The organism is Pantoea sp. GM_Pan_4 (assembly GCF_026541005.1).
GTDB lineage: Bacteria > Pseudomonadota > Gammaproteobacteria > Enterobacterales > Enterobacteriaceae > Pantoea > Pantoea dispersa.
Genome location: NZ_JALNUZ010000007.1, coordinates 75436 through 94462 on the forward strand (window position 1 = coordinate 75436; position 19027 = coordinate 94462).

Below are 19027 nucleotides of genomic sequence, written 5' to 3' on the forward strand. Positions count from 1 at the left end.
AACACGGCGATTGTTGTTATGGCAAAACGATGATGCGTCGTGACGAATAACCAAACGTTGAAGAACGGCAATCAGTATAGGAACAGCATCGCCGCGAAACACTGGAGGAACGCCCGAGGATAATCACCAATCCGGCACGATTTTCTGGCATTTGCCCATAACGCTGCGGCGTGGCTCACGGAACCCGCCATCCAGCCGCCAGATTGCTGCAAAAGTGAACAGCAAGCGTACGCTTTGTGAGGCTCTTCACTTGCGTTTGGTAAAACGAACCAAACTGCGCGCCGATCGCGGCACAAAGCCAGTCAGTTGCACAATGCGCGGGTGAATACCCCTGCTTATACTGAGGCTGGCAAATAACGATGATGTGACGGACGTGATTTCAACCGCACCGCTATGACCGGTGCGACGAACCGGAAGGTGAGCAATGAACCGACCTCTGACAGACAAACCGCGCTACATTAAAGTGCACGACGCCGATAACGTGGCGATAGTGGTCAACGATCAGGGATTGCCCGCAGGTAGCCGCTTTGATGACGGTCTGCAACTGACTGAGCATGTGCCGCAGGGGCACAAAGTGGCGCTGAGCGATATCGCCCTGCATGGCGACATCGTGCGTTACGGTGAAGTGATTGGCACAGCGCTGCGCCCGATTGCGCGCGGCAGCTGGATTGAGGAGTCGCTGGTGGCACTGCCCGCCGCCCCGCCGCTGGCCAGCCTGCCGCTGGCAACTAACGTGCCGCCGCCCCTGCCACCGCTGGAAGGATACACCTTTGAAGGCTATCGCAACGCCGACGGCAGCGTCGGCACGCGCAATCTGCTCGGCATCACCACCAGCGTGCACTGCGTGGCGGGCGTGGTGGATTACGTGGTGCAGCTGATTGAGCGCGATCTGCTGCCGCGCTACAGCAACGTCGATGGCGTGGTGGCGCTCAACCATTTATATGGCTGCGGCGTGGCGATCAACGCACCGGCGGCGGTGGTGCCGATTCGCACCATTCACAATCTTGCGCTGAATCCTAATTTTGGCGGCGAAGTGATGGTGGTGAGCCTCGGCTGCGAAAAATTACAGCCGGAGCGCCTGCTCACCGGTACACCGGACGTACAGGCCATTTCGCTGGATGAGCGCGATATCGTGCGCCTGCAGGATGAGCGTCACGTGGGCTTTGGCGCGATGGTCGATGAAATTCTGCAGGTGGCCGAGCGCCATCTGAAAAAACTCAACCAGCGTCAGCGCGAAACCTGCCCGGCGTCAGCGCTGGTGGTCGGCACCCAGTGCGGCGGCAGTGATGCGTTTTCCGGCGTGACGGCCAACCCGGCGGTTGGCTTTGCCTCGGATCTGCTGGTGCGCTGTGGTGCGACGGTGATGTTCTCGGAAGTGACCGAGGTACGCGATGCGATCCATCTGCTGACGCCGCGTGTGGTAAACGAAGCGGTGGGCAAACGGCTGCTGGAGGAGATGGCGTGGTACGACGATTATCTGAGCCAGGGGCAAACCGACCGCAGCGCGAATCCGTCGCCGGGCAATAAAAAAGGCGGCCTGGCCAATGTGGTAGAAAAAGCGCTGGGCTCAATTGCCAAATCCGGCCGCAGCCCGATTGTCGAAGTGCTGTCACCCGGACAGCGCCCGACGCAGCGCGGGTTGATTTACGCCGCCACGCCGGCCAGCGATTTTGTCTGTGGCACCCAGCAGATGGCTTCCGGCATTACGCTGCAGGTGTTTACCACCGGGCGCGGCACGCCTTACGGTCTGGCGGCAATTCCGGTGATCAAAATGGCGACGCGCAGCGCGCTGGCGAACCGCTGGCATGACCTGATGGACATCAATGCCGGCACCATCGCGACGGGCGAAGAGAGTATTGAACAGGTCGGCTGGCGGCTGTTTGAGCTGATTCTGGATATCGCCAGCGGACGTAAACAGACGTGGTCAGATCGCTGGGGAATCCGTAATCAGCTGGCGGTATTCAATCCGGCACCGGTGACGTGATGTGCACACCTGGCGGAAGAGGAAGCGGTTCGGGTGAACCGTTAAGGTTAATCCCTGCAGCCCCCGCGCGCACAGGCTGTTCCCTCTCCCGCCTGCGGGAGAGGGTTAGGGTGAGGGCCTGATTTACAACAACTTACCCCAGCTCTCCACCCACGGCGTGGTCACTGACTCGGGCTCCGGATTTTCCGTCGCATCCACCAGCAGCACCTCGCCAATACGCTGCGCCTGCTGCTCCTGCAGCGTGGCATCAAAAGTCTTTCCTGCTCCACAGAAATGGTCGTAACTGCTGTCGCCTAAAGCGATCACGCCATAGCGCAGCTCAGGCTGATAGCCCAGTTCATCGCGCACCTGCACATACAGCCGCGCGATATTGTCCGGAAAATCGCCCTGCCCGGTGGTCGAGGTAACAATTAACGCGACCTCTTTGCTGTAAGCCTGCCAGTCGGCCAGTGACGGATCTTCAAACACCTTCACCTCATGCCCCTGCGCTTCCAGCACCGGCTGCGCCTCTTCGGCAACCAGCAGCGCGTTGCCGTACACCGTACCTGTAAAAATGCCAATCTTTGCCATTTTGCCGCTCCTTTATTCTGTCGGCTTATCCTGGACTGCCTCAGCGGCAAACTCAACCCTCGGCACCTCGGGCAGTTGCTGCTGCCAGCCAAACGATTGCAGCATCTGCTGCCAGACGCGATCCAGCCCGGCGCGAATCACCAGCGGTTCGCCAGTCACCGGATGCGTTAGCGTCAGCGCACTGGCGTGCAGCATCAGGCGATCCATGCCAAAGTGGGCTGCGGCACCGCGGTTCTGCCGCAGATCGCCGTGCGAGCTGTCACCAATAATCGGATGACGCAGGTGTGCCATATGGCGCCGCAGCTGATGCTTGCGCCCGGTGTGCGGCGACAGCTCAACCAGCGTATAACGTGCGCTGAGGTACTTGCCGATGGCCACCGGCAGTTCTGCCTGCGCCAGCGCGCGATAATCGGTGACCGCCGGCTGTGGCGCGCGCGGTTCCGTGACAAACTTGTCCGCAATTTTATCCAGCTCTTCTACCAGCGGATAATCCAGCGTTGCGCTACCGTCCAGCCAGCCGCGCACCACTGCGTGATAGGTTTTCTGAATCTGATGCTGCTCAAACTGCTGCGCCAGCAGCCGCCCGATTTCGCTGGAGAGCCCCATTAGCAGCACGCCAGACGTGGGACGATCGAGGCGATGCGCGGTAAATACGTGCTGACCAATCTGATCGCGCACCGTCTGCATCACCACCACTTTCTCTTTGCGATCGAGCCAGCTGCGGTGCACCAGCCAGCCCGCCGGTTTATTTACCGCAACCAGCCATGCATCATGATAAATGATCTCCAGCATCAGACGTCCGGCGGCGCAAACAGCGCATCAAGCTGGCTGAGCGTCAGCAGCAGCGCTGCATGGCCCGGCGTGGTGGGCGGCAGGGCCATCTCATAATAAGGTGTAACGGCGAAGTTTTGCGGCAGCGCGGCGCCGGCGTCAAGCAGCGCCTGCATGCGCGGCAGCAGGACCCACTGCAGCCATTCGAGCGGCTGCAGGGTATCGAGACAGAAAGGTTGCGTGCTATTAAAGGCTTCCGCCGCCGGGGCGTGCGTCTGCCAGTGGCCGTGTTCGCGCATCACCGCTTCGACCTGCTGCAGCCGCTGAATAATCAGGTGCGTCGACATACGCTACCTCCGCGTCAAAAAGGGGCGGCAAGCATATCATTAGTGGGTGCGCGCGCAAAAACGGCATAAAAAAAGGGAGCACTGTGATTACAGTGCTCCCGGTTCGTTTGCAGCATTCCCGCCACCGCTGTGCTCCCTGCTCATCCTTGACAACTGTTCCTGCGCTTTCCGTCGCCTGTCATCGTGACATTGGTCCTTAGCATCCTGGCCCGCCACATCCCGCGTGGCTCTCATTCTCCATCCTGGAGGTGTCCTTTACTCACTCCGGAGTGTCCTGCTTCATCCTGAAGCCTTCCCTGTGACGTAAACTCCGTTACGTTCCTGCCGCCTGGCTGACATTCTCCTGAACGTCTCTCAATCCGTGGCTTCCTGCCAGTGGTGACTATTCTGGCAGAAACCATCGCAATAACAAGTCAGTAAGCGCCGTTAAACGATTAAGCCATGTCTGTATTTTCGGATTGATGCCATAACTGCATGATTCACAATATTTTTACATTGCGGACTTCCGGAAGTCTGCGTAATGTTCTGGCGATCTCGCACAACAGTTGTGAGAGATCTCTTACAAAGGCTGCGAGAAAAGTCTGCAACTCACGAACTAACCGGTTGTAAAGCATTAAGAAATGTCTGAATATCCACCGCCAGTTTCTGCCGTTTTTTCGTTCCCGGCTGCTCCACAATCACCTCACCGGTCAGATTACACACCGCGATAACATCCTGCTCCGAATCTGTCGTGGCGATAAACAACGTCGGGCTCTGTTTCAGACGGCGCTTCATCACCAGATGACCAATCAGGTTCTCCTGCAGGCGGGTAAAATCGTCCTCGCTCCACACCTGCAGCAGCGTCAGCGGCTGCTGTGCAAACTGCGCGTGCATGTCGCCGGCAAATTGCGTGGTATAGAACGTGGTGAGGTCCGGCTGCAGCTGAATATCCAGTGCGCGCTCAACGGCTGCCAGCGAAGCTGGCAGGGTAAAGTCCTGCGGCTGCCACAGGACGCGCTCATCCAGTTCACTGATGATGCAGGGCGACGGCACGCCGTACAGCTCTGCGCTGGCGGGTAAATGGCCGTGCTGCTGCTGCCAGTGCGCTACATAACGGGCGGTAAAATCGCCCAGGGCCTCTGCGGTTTGCTGCATCATTCATCTTCTCGCTGGTGATCGGTTACACTGACTCCCTTTGATGGATTTTAGTGGTAACCGTTATGTCTTCTGAAAACCGGGATACGGCGCTGAGCGGCCTGACTTTGGGTAAGCCCACCGCGTATGTTGATCGCTACGATAACACGCTGCTGCAGGCGGTGCCGCGCAGCCTGAATCGCGAGCCGCTCGGGCTTTATCCCGATAACCTGCCGTTCCACGGCGCAGATATCTGGACGCTGTATGAACTCTCCTGGCTAAACAGCAAAGGCGTGCCGCAGGTCGCGGTCGGCGAAGTGGTGCTAAGCGCCGACAGCGTGAATCTGATCGAGTCCAAAAGCTTCAAACTCTATCTTAACAGCTTTAACCAGACGATTTTCGCCGACTGGGGCGCCGTGCGGCAAACGCTGGAGCGCGATCTCAGCGCCTGCGCTAACGGCAAGGTCAGCGTGGCGCTGTTTCGCCTGAGCGAAGTGGAAGGTCAGCCGATCGGGCACTTCGCTGGCGATGTCATCGACGAGCAGGATATCACCATCAGCGATTACGGCTTTAACGCTGATTACCTCGCCAGCGCAACGGGCAGCGAAGTGGTTGAAGAGACGCTGGTCAGCCATCTGCTGAAATCGAACTGTCTGATCACCAATCAGCCGGACTGGGGCTCGGTGATGATTCGCTATCAGGGCCCGCGTATCGATCGCGAAGCGCTGCTGCGCTATCTGATTTCGTTCCGCCAGCACAATGAGTTTCACGAGCAGTGCGTCGAGCGCATTTTTAACGATATACAACGCTTTTGTCAGCCAGCAGCATTAACCGTCTATGCGCGCTACACGCGGCGCGGCGGGCTGGATATCAATCCGTGGCGCAGCAATGTTCCTTTCACGCCGGGCTACTCCCGCCTGGTGCGCCAGTAACAGATTGCGAGATGTCTCGCAGGCCGCCGCACGGATGCGCGGTTCCACTTGAGCATTCGCGGCCGACAACGGTACTCTGGTACAGGCGCGAGGGCGACAGCGTGCTTACCGAAGGATTTTCGTCACTGCGCTCAACGGGTTAAGCGCAGCGTCATCAGTCACGCATTTGCGTGTAAAGGAGTTCTCTTGATTACACATATCAGCCCGCTTGGCTCAATGGATCTGCTCTCCCAGCTGGAAGTCGACATGCTGAAGCGTACTGCCAGCAGCGATCTCTACCAGCTGTTTCGCAACTGTTCGCTGGCGGTACTCAACTCCGGCAGCCAGACCGACAGTAGCCACGAACTGCTTTCCCGCTTCGAAAACTTTGACATCAACGTGCTGCGCCGCGAGCGCGGCGTGAAACTGGAGCTGATCAACCCGCCGGAAGAGGCGTTTGTTGACGGCCGGATTATCCGTTCGCTGCAGGCGAACCTGTTTGCCGTACTGCGCGATATTCTGTTTGTTAACGGTCAGCTCTCGGCAGCGGATCGTCTGCAGAATCAGGATGTCACCGACTCCGCGCACATCACCAATCAGGTGTTCTCCATTCTGCGCAATGCGCGCGCGCTGCACGTGGGCGAATATCCCAACACCGTGGTGTGCTGGGGCGGTCACTCCATCAACGCGGTCGAATATCAATATTGCCGCAATGTCGGAACCCAGATGGGCCTGCGCGAACTGAACATCTGTACCGGCTGTGGTCCGGGCGTGATGGAAGCGCCGATGAAAGGGGCAGCGGTAGGCCATGCGCAGCAGCGCTATCACGACAGCCGGTTTATCGGCCTGACTGAACCGTCGATCATCGCTGCGGAGCCACCTAACCCGCTGGTGAATGAACTGATCATCATGCCGGATATTGAAAAGCGTCTGGAAGCCTTTGTGCGCATCGCGCACGGCATCGTGATCTTCCCGGGCGGCGTGGGTACGGCAGAAGAGCTGTTGTATCTGCTGGGCATTCTGATGAATCCGCAGAACAGCGATCAGGTCCTGCCGCTGATCCTCACCGGGCCAAAAGAGAGCGCCGATTACTTCCGCGTGCTGGATGATTTCATCGTTAATACGCTGGGTGAAGCCGCGCGCCGGCATTACAAAATCATCATTGATGATGCTGCGGAAGTGGCGCGTCTGATGAAGAAAGCCATGCCGCAGGTGAAAGAGTACCGCCGCGAAACCGGCGATGCCTACAGCTTCAACTGGTCGATTCGCATTGCACCGGATCTGCAGGTACCGTTCCTGCCGACCCACGAAAATATGGCCAACCTCAAGCTGTTCCCGAATCAGCCAGCGGAAAAACTGGCGGCGGATCTGCGGCGTGCCTTCTCGGGCATCGTGGCCGGTAACGTCAAAGAGATGGGGATCCGCGAAATCCGGGAAAAAGGTCCGTATCAGCTGCAAGGCGATGCCGATCTGATGCACCGCATGGACGAACTGCTGCAGGGCTTCGTCGCGCAGCAGCGCATGAAGCTGCCCGGCAGCGCTTACATCCCCTGCTACGAAATCATCAAATAACCCATCAGGAAGGCAGCCTGCGGGCTGCCGGTATCACTATGTCGCTTCATCTGCTTATTATCGACGCGCTCAATCTGATCCGCCGCCTGCATGCGGTGCAGGGTTCGCCCTGTCGTGAGGCCTGCGTGGCGGCGCTGCATCAGCTGCTGGGCCACACGCGACCAACGCACGTGGTGGCGGTGTTTGACAGCCATGACCGACAGCCTGGCTGGCGTCATCAGTTATTGCCGGACTACAAAGCGGGTCGCCCGCCGATGCCGGATGATTTACAGCAGGAGATGGCCTCGCTGCAGGCGGCTTTTGAGGCCAGCGGTGTCAGTTGCTGGGTTGCCGAACAGGATGAAGCGGACGATCTGGCCGCGACGCTGGCAGTGAAGATGGCCGACGCCGGTCATCAGGCCACCATCGTTTCCACCGATAAAGGTTACTGCCAGCTGCTGGCGCCGAGCATCCGCATCCGCGATTATTTTCAAAAGCGCTGGCTGGACGTGCCATTTATCGAACAGGAGTTCGGCGTCGCGCCGGCCCAGCTGGCGGATTACTGGGGCTTATGCGGTATCAGCAGCAGCAAAATTCCAGGCGTGCCCGGCATCGGGCCGAAAAGCGCACGGGAACTGCTGCTGCAGTTTGGTTCGCTCGAGGCGCTGTATCAGCAGCTGGATCAGGTACCTGAGAAGTGGCAGAAGAAGTTACGCGATCACCGCGCGATCGCGGAGGTGTGCCGACAGGTGTCAACGCTGAAGCGGGATTTGGTGTTGCAGGGGAATTTAAATACGCTGCGGTATCAGGGTCCGGCGCGTCATTGAGGCCGCCATGAATGGCGCCCCTACAGCAGCACGTCAAGCCTGAGCTGTTCAGGCTGGTTTCAGTCCCATTCCACAACAATCGCGGGTTTAGTTGCGGCGCAATTTATTGCGCGATGAATCGCGCCGCTACAAATGTTATGCGGCCTGCAGTTACCTGCATTAATACGAAGCAGCCAATCTGCGAAATAATTTGTGCTAGCGCAAGGCGGCAAGCCTGGGAGTCCCCGGGAGCATACATCAGTATGTGACCGGGGCGAGCAGGCGCAGCCAACGCCGCGATAGTGCAAAGAATGAAGCAGAAGTTCTGCGAAATAATTTGTGCCACCGCAGGACGACAAGCCCGAGCTGGTCAGGCAGGTTTCAGCCCCATTCCACACCGGTTGCGGTTTTGGTAGCGGCGCAATTTATTGCGCGATGAATCGCGCCGCTACAAATGTTATGCAGCCTGCAGTTACCTGCATTAATACGAAGCAGCCAATCTGCGAAATAATTTGTGCAAGCGCAAGGCGGCAAGCCTGGGAGTCACCGGGAGCATACATTAGTATGTGACCGGGGCGAGCAGGTGCAGCCAACGCCGCGATAGCGCAAAGTATGAAGCAGAACTAGCGTTCGTCGCGCCGTCCGCCGACTGCCGCCCAGATCCGGCGCACATGCACGGTCACTTCTTCGCGGTCGTGATACAGCTGGCGCGCCTGGATCTGCGCGTTTACGCCCTTCTCCTTCAGCGCCGCGTCCATCATCGCCAGGTTCTGCGTGACTTCTTCATAGCGCTTTTTCATTGGCAGCTTGAGGTTGAAGATCGCCTCACGGCACCAGCCGTTGACCAGCCATTCGGTCATCAGGCTGGCGACGCGCACCGGTTTTTCCACCATGTCGCACACCAGCCAGCTGATGTTGCTGCGCGGCGGGCGGAATTTGAAACCGTCTTCGCGGCAGTGCGTAACCTGTCCGGTATCCATCAGGCTTGGTGCCATCGGGCCGTTATCCACCGCGTAGACCCACATGCTGCGCTTCACCAGCTGATAGGTCCAGCCGCCGGGGCAGGCACCAAGATCGACCGCATACATGCCGCTGCCCAGCCGTTCGTCCCACTCATCGGCCGGCACGAACACATGGAATGCTTCTTCCAGCTTCAGCGTAGAGCGGCTTGGCGCATCGGCCGGGAACTTCAGGCGCGGAATGCCCATGTAAAACGGCGAGTTGTTGTGCGGCAGCGAATAACCAACGTAGCAGGTGCCCGGCGCGATAAAGAACACATGCACTACCGGACGTTTATTGCTCTCATAATTCAGCAGGATTTTGCTGTCGCGCAGGCTGGCGCGCAGCGGTACCGTCAGCTTTCGGCAAAATTTGGTCAGCTCTTTGGCTTCATTGGTGTCGGGCACTTCAACGCGCAGCTCGCCGCCCTTCTCCACCACGCCGCTCAGCATGCCGACGATCGGGGTAATACGATCTTCCGGCGGGAGATCGCGCAGCAGCTCGCCCACTACCAGCATTTGCCGGGCAAAAATCAGCTCCGCGAACGGCAGCGTGGCGATCAGTTTTTCCGCCTCTTCCGGCTGATAGCACTCAAACAGCACGTAACCGGCGTCATCTTTAACGCGCGGAAAACCGTAGATTTCGCGTTCCGCTGCTTTGGCACTGATTTCTGCCGCACACTCTTTCTCAAATCCCGGACGGCAATAGAGTAAAACTTTATTCATGGCGATCTGCCTTTCGTTTCAGACGCAGCGCGCCAATCAACATCAAAAACCAGCCAATCAGGAAGCACAGGCCTCCAACCGGCGTAACAAACACCCAAAACTTCAGGTGCGACAGCGCCAGACAATACAGGCTGCCGCTGAACAGGACGATACCCAGCGCCATCGCGGCGCTGCTCCAGTAAAACCAGATATTGGCGCGACGCAGCATCGCTGCGCCAATACCGATAATCGCCAGCGTATGATACGCCTGATATTCAAGGCCGGTATGGATCCACGCCATCTCGGCCGCGCCGAGCGCTTTGCTCAGCACGTGCGCCCCAAAAGCACCAAACGCCACCAGCAGAAAGCCGCTGATGGCGGCAAATATAAACATGGCACGACTGGACATTCATTTATCCTCAAGGTGAAACCGCACATCACTGTGCGGCAGGCAACGCATTAGTGATCGTAGCGGAAGCGGAATTTTTCTTGTTCAGTTGCGGCTTTTTCCAGAATCCACTGCCGAAAGGCGGCTATTTTACCCAGTTCTGCCTGGCTGTCATGACAAACCAGATAAAAAGCATTTTTACTCACTAAGACATCGTTGAAAGGACAGACCAGCCGTCCGGCCTCAATTTCACTCTGCGCCATCACGTTATTGGCCAGCGCCACGCCCTGGCCGTGGATCGCCGCCTGCAGCACCATGGCGCTGTGGCTGAAGATCGGCCCCTGCTGAACATTAATGTGCTGCAAGCCCAGCTGACGAATATAGGATTGCCAGTCACGGCGCGAGGCGTCATGCAGCAGCGTGAAATGCGCCAGATCGGCCGGTGATTTGAGCGGATTGTCACCGGTCAGCAGCAGCGGCGAGCACACCGGCAGCAGATATTCGGCATACAATTTTTCTACCCGCAAACCGGGCCAGTTGCCGCGGCCGTAAAAAATCGCCACGTCGACATCGTCGGCCAGCTTCTCCTCATCACGGTCTACCGCCTGGATACGCACATCAATGCCCGGATAAGCCAGATTAAAGCTGGAGAGGCGCGGAACCAGCCACTGAATGGCGAAACTCGGCAACAGGCTGACGGTAAGAGCCCCTTTGGCACTGCGCGCCTGCAGTTTGCGCGTGGCATCGTTCAGTGCCGAAAAAATCTCTTTGATATCGAGATAGTAGCTTTGACCCTCTTCGGTCAGTAACAGCGAACGATTGCGCCGGCGAAACAGCTTGAGACCGAGAAAATCTTCCAGCGATTTAATCTGATGGCTGACAGCCGCCTGGGTGACAAACAGCTCCTCAGCGGCTTTGGTGAAGCTCAAATGACGGGCCGCAGCGTCGAAGACGCGAAGAGCATTAAGCGGCGGAAGGCGTTTTGACATGGTTTTCCGTACCCGGATTGGCAGCGTAACACTGCAACTTATACAAAGTCGTTACGTATTAGATTTTTTAATCCGAGACATTATAATTTGTCCGTTGAGGAAGCTCCAGCAAATACCTATAGTTGCCGCACTTCCTGAGCCGGAACGAAAAGATTTCTGGAAACGTGCGAGAGATCGCAGACTTTTAGAGAGCTTTTGGCTTGTGGTCGTGATGTTGTGTTTGCATTTTGATCTGACGATTGCAGATCAAACTTTTAATTCCTGTAGATTTACCCTGTCTGTCCATAGTGATTTTAAATAGCACCGCAAATTGCGGTGCTTTTTTTTACCTGCTTACCGGGCTTACTGGCCCATTTCCACCATCTCTTTCACATCTGAGCGGTTAATCTGCTGCTCGTTGCCATTGGCATCTTTATAGCTGATCATACCGGTTTCATCGTCAACTTTTGGTTTGCCATCCGCAACAATGGTGCGACCATCATTAGTATGCATGACGTAGTTGCTGGAACAGGCGGCCAGGGTAAAGGCCATGGTGCACACGGCCAGCACTGCGGCGAGTTTATTCATCTTCTATCTCCTTGCAGATTGATTGCATTAAACCACCCGCGTGCGCTGACCAGTGGCAGCAAACAGAGCGATCGACTGGAACAGACCGATTCGTTATGCGGGTTTCGGTTCAAACCTTGCAATAATTAGCATAACGCGCTTTTCCAGCTTTGCCAGGCCACGGCGTGGCTTTCAGCCTGGTCCTAACATCCAAGTAAGTGAGCTGAGTATGACCCATTTCTCTCCTGGCGAGTTTCGTCAGCAGTTTCCCGCGCTGAGCGATGCGGGTGTCTATCTCGACAGCGCCGCCACCGCGCTGAAGCCGCAGGCGGTGATTGACGCGACCGCGCAGTTTTATTCGCTGAGCGGCGGCACCGTCCACCGCAGCCAGTTCGCCGCTGCCCGCGCGCTGACGGCACAGTATGAACAGGCGCGTGCGCGCGTGGCGCACTGGCTGCAGGCGGCGGACGATCGGCAAATCGTCTGGACGCGTGGCACCACGGAAGCCATCAATCTGGTGGCGCGCAGCTGGCTGGCACCGCGCCTGCAGCCGGGCGACGAGATTGTGGTGAGCGAAGCCGAGCACCACGCCAATCTGGTGCCGTGGCTGATGGTGGCGCAGGCCAGCGGTGCGAAAGTGATAAAGTGGTCGCTTGGCGCTGACCGGCGGCCGGATATCGCCCTGCTGCCGCAGTTGCTCAACGCGCGCACCCGGCTGCTGGCGATAGGTCAGATGTCTAACGTGACCGGCGGTTGTCCGGATCTGGCGCAGGCGATTACGCTGGCGCACGGCGTCGGGGCGAAAGTGATGGTGGATGGCGCGCAGGGCGTGGTGCACTGCCCGCCGGATGTGCAGGCGCTGGATATCGACTTCTACGCCTTTTCCGCTCACAAGCTGTATGGTCCGATGGGCACTGGTGTGCTGTACGGCAAAGCGGAGCTGCTGGACGCGATGCCGCCGTGGCAGGGCGGCGGCAAAATGCTGACGCAGGTCGATTTCAGCGGCTTCACGCCGCAGCCGGTGCCGTGGCGCTTTGAAGCAGGCACGCCGAACGTGGCGGGCGTGGTCGGGCTGAGTGCGGCGCTGGACTGGCTGGGGCAGTACGATGCGGAAAAAGCCGAACGCTGGAGCCAGCAGCTGGCCAGCCTTGCCGAAGAGCAACTCAGCGCTATTCCCGGCTTCCGCAGTTTCCGCTGCGGCAGCGCCAGCCTGCTGGCGTTTGATATCGCCGGTATTCACCACAGCGATATCGTGACGCTGCTGGCGGAACAGGGCATCGCGCTGCGCGCCGGCCAGCACTGTGCCCAGCCGCTGATGGCGGCACTTGGCGTCAGCGGCACGCTGCGCGTCTCATTTGCCCCCTATAATAATCTGCAGGACGTGGACGCGCTGGTGCGCGCCATGCACCATGCCGTGGATTTACTGAGTGAGTAACGTAATGACATCAGCCCTGCTTGCCCCCCATCCGTTTGGTGATCTGATTACCGAAGCCAGCCTGACGGAGAAGTTTGCCCATTTTCATCAGTGGGAAGATCGCTATCGCCAGCTGATTCAGCTCAGCCGCCAGCTGCCGGCACTGCCGGAAGCGCTGAAAACGGCGGAAATTGAGCTGTCCGGCTGCGAAAACCGCGTCTGGCTCAGCAGCCAGCAGCGGGCCGACGGTACGCTGCATTTTTACGGCGACAGCGAGGGACGCATTGTGCGCGGATTGCTGGCGGTGCTGCTGACAGCGGTGGAAGGAAAAACGCCCGCGGCGCTGTTAGCCACAGATCCGCTGGCGCTGTTTGATACCTTAGGGCTGCGCGCGCAGCTGAGCGCCTCGCGCAGCAGTGGTTTACAGGCGCTGGCTGAGGCGGTACAGCGTGCTGCCCGCGCGCATCAGGCAGACTGACGCGCCGCGCGCGCGAGAAATTTTTTCAGCGCGTGCGACACCGCAACAAAACCAAAGGTGGCGGTCACCATGGTGGCCGCACCAAAGCCGGCGGCACAGTCCATGCGCTTTGGCCCTTCCGCCGTGCTGCGCGAAGCGCATACGCTGCCGTCCGGCTGCGGATACACCAGCGCCTCGGTAGAGAACACGCAGTCGATCCCCAGTTTACCCTTGCTGTTTTTCACTACGCCAAAATCACTTTTCAGCCGCTCGCGCAGTTTGGCAGCCAGCGGATCCTGAATGGTTTTGGCTAAGTCACTGACCTGAATCTGCGTCGGATCGATCTGTCCGCCGGCGCCACCGGTGGTGATCAGCGGGATCTTATTGCGCCGGCACCAGGCAATCAGCGCAGCCTTGGGGCGCACGCTATCAATCGCGTCAATCACATAGTCGAACCCCGCCGCCATCAGCTCAGCGGTATTGTCCGGCGTGATAAAGTCATCGATGCAGATCACCTCACACTCCGGATTGATGGCGTGAATACGCTGCGCCATCACCTCGGTTTTCGCCTGACCGACATGCCCCTGCAACGCATGAATCTGACGGTTGGTATTGGTAATACACACATCATCCATGTCAATCAGGGTAATTTTACCGATGCCGGTGCGCGCCAGCGCTTCGGCCGCCCAGGAACCGACGCCGCCGATGCCGATGACGCAGAAATGCGCGTCGGCAAAACGCTGCAGTGCTTCCTGCCCGTAGAGACGCGCCGTGCCGCCAAATCGCTGGCGCCAGGCGTCGCTGACAACTTTCATAGCTAACCTTTTAGTACGATGCGCGGACGCGCACCCGACAAACCCAGGGTGCGCAGCCTATCAATTTGCGCCGATAATCAATGAACCATTATTGCCGTTTTGCGGATTGCTGAACAGCGGCTGGCCGGTTCCCGGTGCGGCTTTCAGCACCCAGACGCGGCCATAATGGTTGTAGAAGCCCGCCAGATGCGCCGCATCCGGGCCGACGCCCTGGTAGATATCGAAGTGCTGGCCTTTGATCGCGCCGCCCACGTCCAGTGCGACCATCAGGCGCATCTCATATTTGCCGTTGAATTTGCCCTTCTCATTCAGCTGCGGCACTTCAGCCAGCAGCGCCGTACCGGCGGGAATCAGCGAACGATCGGACGCCACCGAGGCTTTGGCAATCAGCGGTACCGCGCTGGCACCGCGCACCGGCACATACTCTTCCGGCTTAAAGAACACGAACGACTGATTGGTTTCCAGTACGTTGCGCACTTCCTGCGGTGAGTGCTCCTGCGCCCACTGCCGAATCGCCTGCATCGACATGTCTTCGCGCTTCACTTCACCGCGATCGATCAGCTCTTTACCAATACTGTGGTAAGCCCAGCCGTTCTTACCGCCGTAGCCGAAGAAACGCAGCGGACGGCCATCGCCGAAATCGACATAGCCGCTGCCCTGCACGTCCATCATAAAGTTGTCGATCAGCGAGTTACTCCAGGCAATCACATAACGCTCATCCAGTGCGCCACTATAGATAGAAGCGCGGCTTGGCAGCTTCTGTCCGCGCGGACGCGGCGGCATGCGATAAATCGGATACTGGAATTCGCCCTGACGGGTATAACGCGCTTCCACCACCGGCGTGTAGTAACCGGTAAACTGTACGTTGCCGTAGCTGTCGGTGCCTTCCATCTGATAGGCGTTCAGGCCGAACTGGCGCAGCTGACGCGTATCGGCGCCGGAGAGCAGCCAGTTCTGAATCGCACTGTAAGTGCCGAGGTTGCGGCCATACAGACCGGACGACGCCGACTGGATCTGCTGCACCTGCAGGCCGAAATCACGGCCATTGACCGGACGCCCTTTGGCATTCGGCTCATTCACCAGCCCGAGCGGTTGCTCCAGCTTGCCATCAATATATTGCTGACCGCGATCGGTCGGCTTAGAGCTACAACCGGCTAACAGCGCCAGAAATGCGCCAGTAAGTGCATACTTCGCCCAATGTCCTTTCATTACCTTCTCTTTTTAAGCTGGTTGTTTGCACGGCGACGATAGCAAAGGGGCAGACAGAATGAAATCTGCCACAGGCTAGCGCGCTCACATCTGTATAATAAATCGCCCAATGGCCAAATAATTCAGCAACTGTTTGTCTATTTAGCGCTTTAACGCAAAAAAGGGGTTGCATCATCATACGCCCGGTGTATAGTGCGCATCCACGGACGCGGGGTGGAGCAGCCTGGTAGCTCGTCGGGCTCATAACCCGAAGGTCGTCGGTTCAAATCCGGCCCCCGCAACCAATTCTTCGTGATGAAGAGACAATGTGGCAAGTCGCTTAGCGCGACAGACGGACGCGGGGTGGAGCAGCCTGGTAGCTCGTCGGGCTCATAACCCGAAGGTCGTCGGTTCGAATCCGGCCCCCGCAACCAATTGTCTTAACGAAGAATACAATGTGCAAAGTCGCTCAGTGCGACAGACGGACGCGGGGTGGAGCAGCCTGGTAGCTCGTCGGGCTCATAACCCGAAGGTCGTCGGTTCGAATCCGGCCCCCGCAACCACTTCTTCTGACGAAGAACATCACAACACCCTGACGGGTGTTTTTTTGTTTCTGGGCCTGGTAAAAAGCGGCATCGCTGCCGCCCTGCCCTAACGTCGTGCCAGCACGCCGCCTTTGTCAAAATACGCCTTAATACCGTGCAGAATGGCTTCCGCCACCTGATGCTGATAACGCGGCGTACGCAACTTCCGCTCCTCTTCAACGTTACTTATAAACGCCGTTTCCACCAGAATCGACGGGATATCCGGCGCTTTCAGCACCGCAAAGCCGGCCTGATCCACCGTGCGTTTATGCAGGTGGTTAATGTGGCCCATGCGCGTCAGCACTTCTTTGCCAAACTTCAGACTGTCGCTGATGGTCTGCCGCTGCACCATATCGAACATGGTGTGGTCGAGATAGCGATCGCCGCTCATGCTGACCCCGCCGATCAAATCCGCTTCGTTCTGCGTCTGGGCGAGAAAGCGCGCGGCGGCCGAGGTTGCGCCGCTGGTGGAGAGCGCGAAGACCGAAGAGCCGCGCGCCGCCCGGCTGGTAAAGGCGTCGGCGTGAATTGAGACAAACAGATCGGCGCGCTGCTTGCGCGCTTTCGCGACCCGCACGCGCAGCGGTATAAACACATCTTCGTTGCGCGTCATGTAAGCCTTCATATTACGTTCTTTGTCGATCAGCGCTTTCAGATAGCGTCCAATCTTCAGCACGATATCTTTCTCGCGTGTTTTGTACTTGCCGTGCGCGCCGGGATCTTCCCCGCCGTGACCGGGATCGATCATGATAATAATCGGTCGATCGCGCCCGGCTTTACCCGGTAGCGGCGCCTGCGCCGGTTGATCGCGCTCCAGTTCGCCCTGGTTGTAATCCTTCAGTAACGCCAGCAGCGGATCCTCTTCCTGTGACGACTGGCTGGGATAGAGATCGACCACCAGCCGGTGGCGAATACCGGCGACCGGATCGAGGGTGAAGGTTTTCGGTGCCACGCTGCGCTTCAGCTCCAGCACCACACGCACCGTGGTGGGATCGAACTGACCGACGCGCGCGGTTTTAATGTAGGGATCGTCCACCCGCACCAGCTTATCGATGCCTTTCAGCGCGCTGTTGATATGCAGGTTCTGGATATCGATCACCAGCCGTTCGGGATTGCTCAGCGTGAACTGCTTATAGTGCAGCGCGACGTTGGATTCCAGCGTCACGCGCGAGTAAGTCGAGGATGGCCAGATGCGCACGGCCACAATGTGCTGACTGGCCGCAAAACCGCTGCGCGTCACGCTTAGCAACCACAGCGCACCTGCGCCCTGTAAAAGTCGTCTTCGGGTAAAAGCTTCGGACATGCCGCTCCAGCTACTGTGTTATGTCTAAAAAATCGTCAGTTGACGAGCAGAAGGCGAAAACTTTATTCAATGAGGAATGTCTTGTCTTGCCGGAAAAACCAGATAATGCAGTCTGTTAGCGTGGCTTGCATCAGGAAAATCGTAAAGTAACGTCAGGTCCGATGCTTGCAAAAAGCGGCGAAAGAGCATAAAAATACATAAATTTCGAATAACCATTCACAGAGGGTTTGCCGTGAAGGAACGCAGTACCGAACTGGTTCAGGGTTTTCGCCATACCGTTCCCTATATTAATGCCCACCGTGACAAGACGTTTGTCATCATGCTGGGTGGCGAGGCCATCGAGCATGAGAACTTCTCCAGCATCGTTAACGATATCGGCCTGTTGCATAGTCTCGGCATTCGCCTGGTGGTGGTTTATGGCGCGCGGCCGCAGATCGATGCCAGCCTCGCGCAGCAGCAGCTGGAACCGATTTATCACAAACACACGCGCGTGACCGATGCCCAATCGCTGGAGCTGGTGAAGCAGGCGGCCGGGCGTTTACAGCTCGATATTACGGCGCGTCTGTCGATGAGCCTGAATAATACGCCGCTGCAGGGCGCGCATATTAATGTGGTGAGCGGTAATTTTATCATCGCTCAGCCGCTGGGCGTGGATGACGGCGTCGATTACTGCCACAGCGGCCGCATCCGCCGGATTGACGAAGAGGCGATCCATCGTCAGCTGGATAACAATGCCATTGTGCTGCTGGGTCCGGTGGCGGTCTCGGTGACCGGCGAAAGCTTTAACCTGACCTCGGAAGAGGTGGCGACGCAGTTGGCGATTAAGCTGAAAGCCGAGAAGATGATCGGTTTCTGCTCCGAACAGGGCGTAACCGACCGCGAAGGCACCATCATTTCCGAGCTGTTCCCGAACGAGGCGCAGACGCGTATTGATGAAATGGAGAGCGACGGTGATTTTCTCTCCGGTACCGTGCGTTTCCTGCGTGGCGCGGTCAAAGCCTGCCGCAGCGGCGTGCGCCGCAGCCATCTGATCAGCTATCAGGAAGATGGCGCACTGCTGCAGGAGCTGTTCTCGCGTGACGGTATCGGTACGCAGATTGTCATGGAGTCGGCCGAGCAGATTCGCCGCGCCAACATCAACGACATCGGTGGGATCCTTGAACTGATTCGTCCGCTGGAGCAGCAGGGCATTCTGGTGCGCCGTTCGCGCGAGCAGCTGGAGATGGAGATCGACAAATTCACCATTATTCAGCGCGACAACATGACCATCGCCTGCGCGGCGCTCTATCCGTTCCCGGACGAGCAAATCGGCGAGATGGCCTGCGTGGCGGTGCACCCCGACTATCGCAGCTCGTCACGCGGCGAGCTGCTGCTGGAGCGCGTGGCGCTGCAGGCGCGGCAGATGGGGCTGAAGAAGCTGTTCGTGCTGACCACGCGCAGCATTCACTGGTTCCAGGAGCGCGGCTTCACGCCGGTGGATATTGAGTCGCTGCCTGAAAGCAAAAAGCAGATGTACAACTATCAGCGTCGTTCGAAAGTGCTGATGGCAGATTTACGCTAAGCGCCAGCGCACCTTACGCGCCGCTG

At 58.2% G+C, this 19027-nt stretch carries 18 protein-coding genes and 3 tRNA genes; 10 read left to right on the forward strand and 11 right to left on the reverse strand.

Annotation, left to right across the window (positions count from 1 at the left end; all coding sequences use genetic code 11):
* Positions 1-424: 424 nt before the first annotated feature.
* Positions 425-1984 (forward strand): galactarate dehydratase, encoded by a 1560-nt coding sequence (gene garD / locus OXR61_RS15390; RefSeq protein ID WP_021507374.1) that lies wholly within the window; start codon positions 425-427, stop codon positions 1982-1984.
* Positions 1985-2107: 123 nt separating this feature from the next.
* On the opposite strand, the gene OXR61_RS15395 is transcribed toward garD, so the two are convergent.
* The 4 genes from OXR61_RS15395 to syd all read right to left on the reverse strand — a co-directional run bounded on the left by OXR61_RS15395 (position 2108) and on the right by syd (position 4809).
* On the reverse strand, positions 2108-2554 hold the full coding sequence (locus tag OXR61_RS15395) for a flavodoxin (protein WP_021507375.1): 447 nt from the start codon (positions 2552-2554) through the stop codon (positions 2108-2110).
* A gap of 12 nt (positions 2555-2566) precedes the next feature.
* Positions 2567-3346, reverse strand: coding sequence for a tRNA pseudouridine(65) synthase TruC (gene truC / locus OXR61_RS15400; RefSeq protein ID WP_021507376.1), 780 nt, complete (start codon positions 3344-3346; stop codon positions 2567-2569).
* On the reverse strand, positions 3346-3672 hold the full coding sequence (locus tag OXR61_RS15405) for a YqcC family protein (RefSeq protein ID WP_021507377.1): 327 nt from the start codon (positions 3670-3672) through the stop codon (positions 3346-3348). Before OXR61_RS15405 ends, truC begins: the two co-directional genes overlap by 1 nt.
* Before the next feature lie 588 nt (positions 3673-4260).
* A complete protein-coding gene (syd, locus tag OXR61_RS15410) occupies positions 4261-4809 on the reverse strand; it encodes a SecY-interacting protein (protein ID WP_267412358.1) in 549 nt (182 codons plus the stop codon).
* Positions 4810-4871: 62 nt separating this feature from the next.
* On the opposite strand from syd, the gene queF reads away from it, so the two are divergent.
* From queF to xni, 3 genes are all read left to right on the forward strand, one after another.
* Positions 4872-5717 carry an NADPH-dependent 7-cyano-7-deazaguanine reductase QueF gene (queF, locus tag OXR61_RS15415; protein ID WP_021507380.1) on the forward strand — a complete coding sequence of 282 codons (846 nt, stop codon included), beginning with the start codon at positions 4872-4874 and terminating at the stop codon, positions 5715-5717.
* A 186-nt stretch (positions 5718-5903) separates the two neighbouring features.
* Entirely contained in the window at positions 5904-7268 is a 1365-nt protein-coding gene (gene ppnN / locus OXR61_RS15420) for a nucleotide 5'-monophosphate nucleosidase PpnN (RefSeq protein ID WP_021507381.1), read from the forward strand.
* 38 nt (positions 7269-7306) lie between these two features.
* Entirely contained in the window at positions 7307-8074 is a 768-nt protein-coding gene (gene xni, locus OXR61_RS15425; RefSeq protein WP_021507382.1) for a flap endonuclease Xni, read from the forward strand.
* A gap of 602 nt (positions 8075-8676) precedes the next feature.
* Here xni and rlmM read toward each other — a convergent pair.
* From rlmM to OXR61_RS15445, 4 genes are all read right to left on the reverse strand, one after another.
* The gene (gene rlmM / locus OXR61_RS15430; protein WP_021507383.1) at positions 8677-9777 is read right to left on the reverse strand and encodes a 23S rRNA (cytidine(2498)-2'-O)-methyltransferase RlmM; all 1101 of its coding nucleotides are present in this window, start codon (positions 9775-9777) and stop codon (positions 8677-8679) included.
* The gene (locus tag OXR61_RS15435; protein ID WP_021507384.1) at positions 9770-10165 is read right to left on the reverse strand and encodes a DUF423 domain-containing protein; all 396 of its coding nucleotides are present in this window, start codon (positions 10163-10165) and stop codon (positions 9770-9772) included. Before OXR61_RS15435 ends, rlmM begins: the two co-directional genes overlap by 8 nt.
* A 50-nt stretch (positions 10166-10215) precedes the next feature.
* Positions 10216-11133 carry a transcriptional regulator GcvA gene (locus tag OXR61_RS15440; RefSeq protein WP_010616414.1) on the reverse strand — a complete coding sequence of 306 codons (918 nt, stop codon included), beginning with the start codon at positions 11131-11133 and terminating at the stop codon, positions 10216-10218.
* A gap of 342 nt (positions 11134-11475) precedes the next feature.
* Positions 11476-11700: a YgdI/YgdR family lipoprotein gene (locus tag OXR61_RS15445; protein WP_010616412.1), complete on the reverse strand. Its 225-nt coding sequence runs from the start codon at positions 11698-11700 to the stop codon at positions 11476-11478.
* Positions 11701-11908: 208 nt separating this feature from the next.
* Here OXR61_RS15445 and csdA point away from each other — a divergent pair, with 208 nt between their 5' ends.
* The gene (gene csdA, locus OXR61_RS15450; RefSeq protein WP_267412359.1) at positions 11909-13114 is read left to right on the forward strand and encodes a cysteine desulfurase CsdA; all 1206 of its coding nucleotides are present in this window, start codon (positions 11909-11911) and stop codon (positions 13112-13114) included.
* Between the two features lie 4 nt (positions 13115-13118).
* A complete protein-coding gene (gene csdE, locus OXR61_RS15455) occupies positions 13119-13571 on the forward strand; it encodes a cysteine desulfurase sulfur acceptor subunit CsdE (RefSeq protein ID WP_021507386.1) in 453 nt (150 codons plus the stop codon).
* Here csdE and tcdA read toward each other — a convergent pair.
* Complete coding sequence (tcdA, locus tag OXR61_RS15460) at positions 13559-14365, reverse strand: tRNA cyclic N6-threonylcarbamoyladenosine(37) synthase TcdA (protein ID WP_021507387.1); 807 nt, start codon at positions 14363-14365, stop codon at positions 13559-13561. The genes csdE and tcdA overlap by 13 nt on opposite strands.
* Before the next feature lie 60 nt (positions 14366-14425).
* Complete coding sequence (gene mltA / locus OXR61_RS15465) at positions 14426-15574, reverse strand: murein transglycosylase A (protein WP_021507388.1); 1149 nt, start codon at positions 15572-15574, stop codon at positions 14426-14428.
* A gap of 207 nt (positions 15575-15781) precedes the next feature.
* Here mltA and OXR61_RS15470 point away from each other — a divergent pair.
* From OXR61_RS15470 to OXR61_RS15480, 3 genes are all read left to right on the forward strand, one after another.
* Positions 15782-15858: transfer RNA gene (locus OXR61_RS15470), tRNA-Met, on the forward strand.
* Positions 15859-15910: 52 nt separating this feature from the next.
* Positions 15911-15987: transfer RNA gene (locus OXR61_RS15475), tRNA-Met, on the forward strand.
* A 52-nt stretch (positions 15988-16039) separates the two neighbouring features.
* Positions 16040-16116, forward strand: a tRNA-Met gene (locus tag OXR61_RS15480).
* Positions 16117-16204: 88 nt separating this feature from the next.
* Here the strand turns inward: OXR61_RS15480 and amiC are convergent.
* Entirely contained in the window at positions 16205-17440 is a 1236-nt protein-coding gene (gene amiC, locus OXR61_RS15485; RefSeq protein WP_031279511.1) for an N-acetylmuramoyl-L-alanine amidase AmiC, read from the reverse strand.
* Positions 17441-17672: 232 nt separating this feature from the next.
* Between amiC and argA the strand changes: the two genes are divergently transcribed.
* Entirely contained in the window at positions 17673-19001 is a 1329-nt protein-coding gene (gene argA / locus OXR61_RS15490) for an amino-acid N-acetyltransferase (RefSeq protein ID WP_021506712.1), read from the forward strand.
* Positions 19002-19027 lie beyond the last annotated feature (26 nt).

Excerpts from the sequence above, each read along its gene's own strand:
- tcdA (WP_021507387.1), bottom strand. The coding sequence starts at position 14,365 with ATGAAAGTTGTCAGCGACGCCTGGCGCCAGCGATTTGGCGGCACGGCG.
- queF (WP_021507380.1), top strand. The coding sequence starts at position 4,872 with ATGTCTTCTGAAAACCGGGATACGGCGCTGAGCGGCCTGACTTTGGGT.
- OXR61_RS15435 (WP_021507384.1), bottom strand. The coding sequence starts at position 10,165 with ATGTCCAGTCGTGCCATGTTTATATTTGCCGCCATCAGCGGCTTTCTG.
- mltA (WP_021507388.1), bottom strand. The coding sequence starts at position 15,574 with ATGAAAGGACATTGGGCGAAGTATGCACTTACTGGCGCATTTCTGGCG.
- rlmM (WP_021507383.1), bottom strand. The coding sequence starts at position 9,777 with ATGAATAAAGTTTTACTCTATTGCCGTCCGGGATTTGAGAAAGAGTGT.
- truC (WP_021507376.1), bottom strand. The coding sequence starts at position 3,346 with ATGCTGGAGATCATTTATCATGATGCATGGCTGGTTGCGGTAAATAAA.
- syd (WP_267412358.1), bottom strand. The coding sequence starts at position 4,809 with ATGATGCAGCAAACCGCAGAGGCCCTGGGCGATTTTACCGCCCGTTAT.
- garD (WP_021507374.1), top strand. The coding sequence starts at position 425 with ATGAACCGACCTCTGACAGACAAACCGCGCTACATTAAAGTGCACGAC.
- xni (WP_021507382.1), top strand. The coding sequence starts at position 7,307 with ATGTCGCTTCATCTGCTTATTATCGACGCGCTCAATCTGATCCGCCGC.
- amiC (WP_031279511.1), bottom strand. The coding sequence starts at position 17,440 with ATGTCCGAAGCTTTTACCCGAAGACGACTTTTACAGGGCGCAGGTGCG.
- OXR61_RS15445 (WP_010616412.1), bottom strand. The coding sequence starts at position 11,700 with ATGAATAAACTCGCCGCAGTGCTGGCCGTGTGCACCATGGCCTTTACC.
- OXR61_RS15405 (WP_021507377.1), bottom strand. The coding sequence starts at position 3,672 with ATGTCGACGCACCTGATTATTCAGCGGCTGCAGCAGGTCGAAGCGGTG.
- OXR61_RS15440 (WP_010616414.1), bottom strand. The coding sequence starts at position 11,133 with ATGTCAAAACGCCTTCCGCCGCTTAATGCTCTTCGCGTCTTCGACGCT.
- OXR61_RS15395 (WP_021507375.1), bottom strand. The coding sequence starts at position 2,554 with ATGGCAAAGATTGGCATTTTTACAGGTACGGTGTACGGCAACGCGCTG.
- csdA (WP_267412359.1), top strand. The coding sequence starts at position 11,909 with ATGACCCATTTCTCTCCTGGCGAGTTTCGTCAGCAGTTTCCCGCGCTG.
- csdE (WP_021507386.1), top strand. The coding sequence starts at position 13,119 with ATGACATCAGCCCTGCTTGCCCCCCATCCGTTTGGTGATCTGATTACC.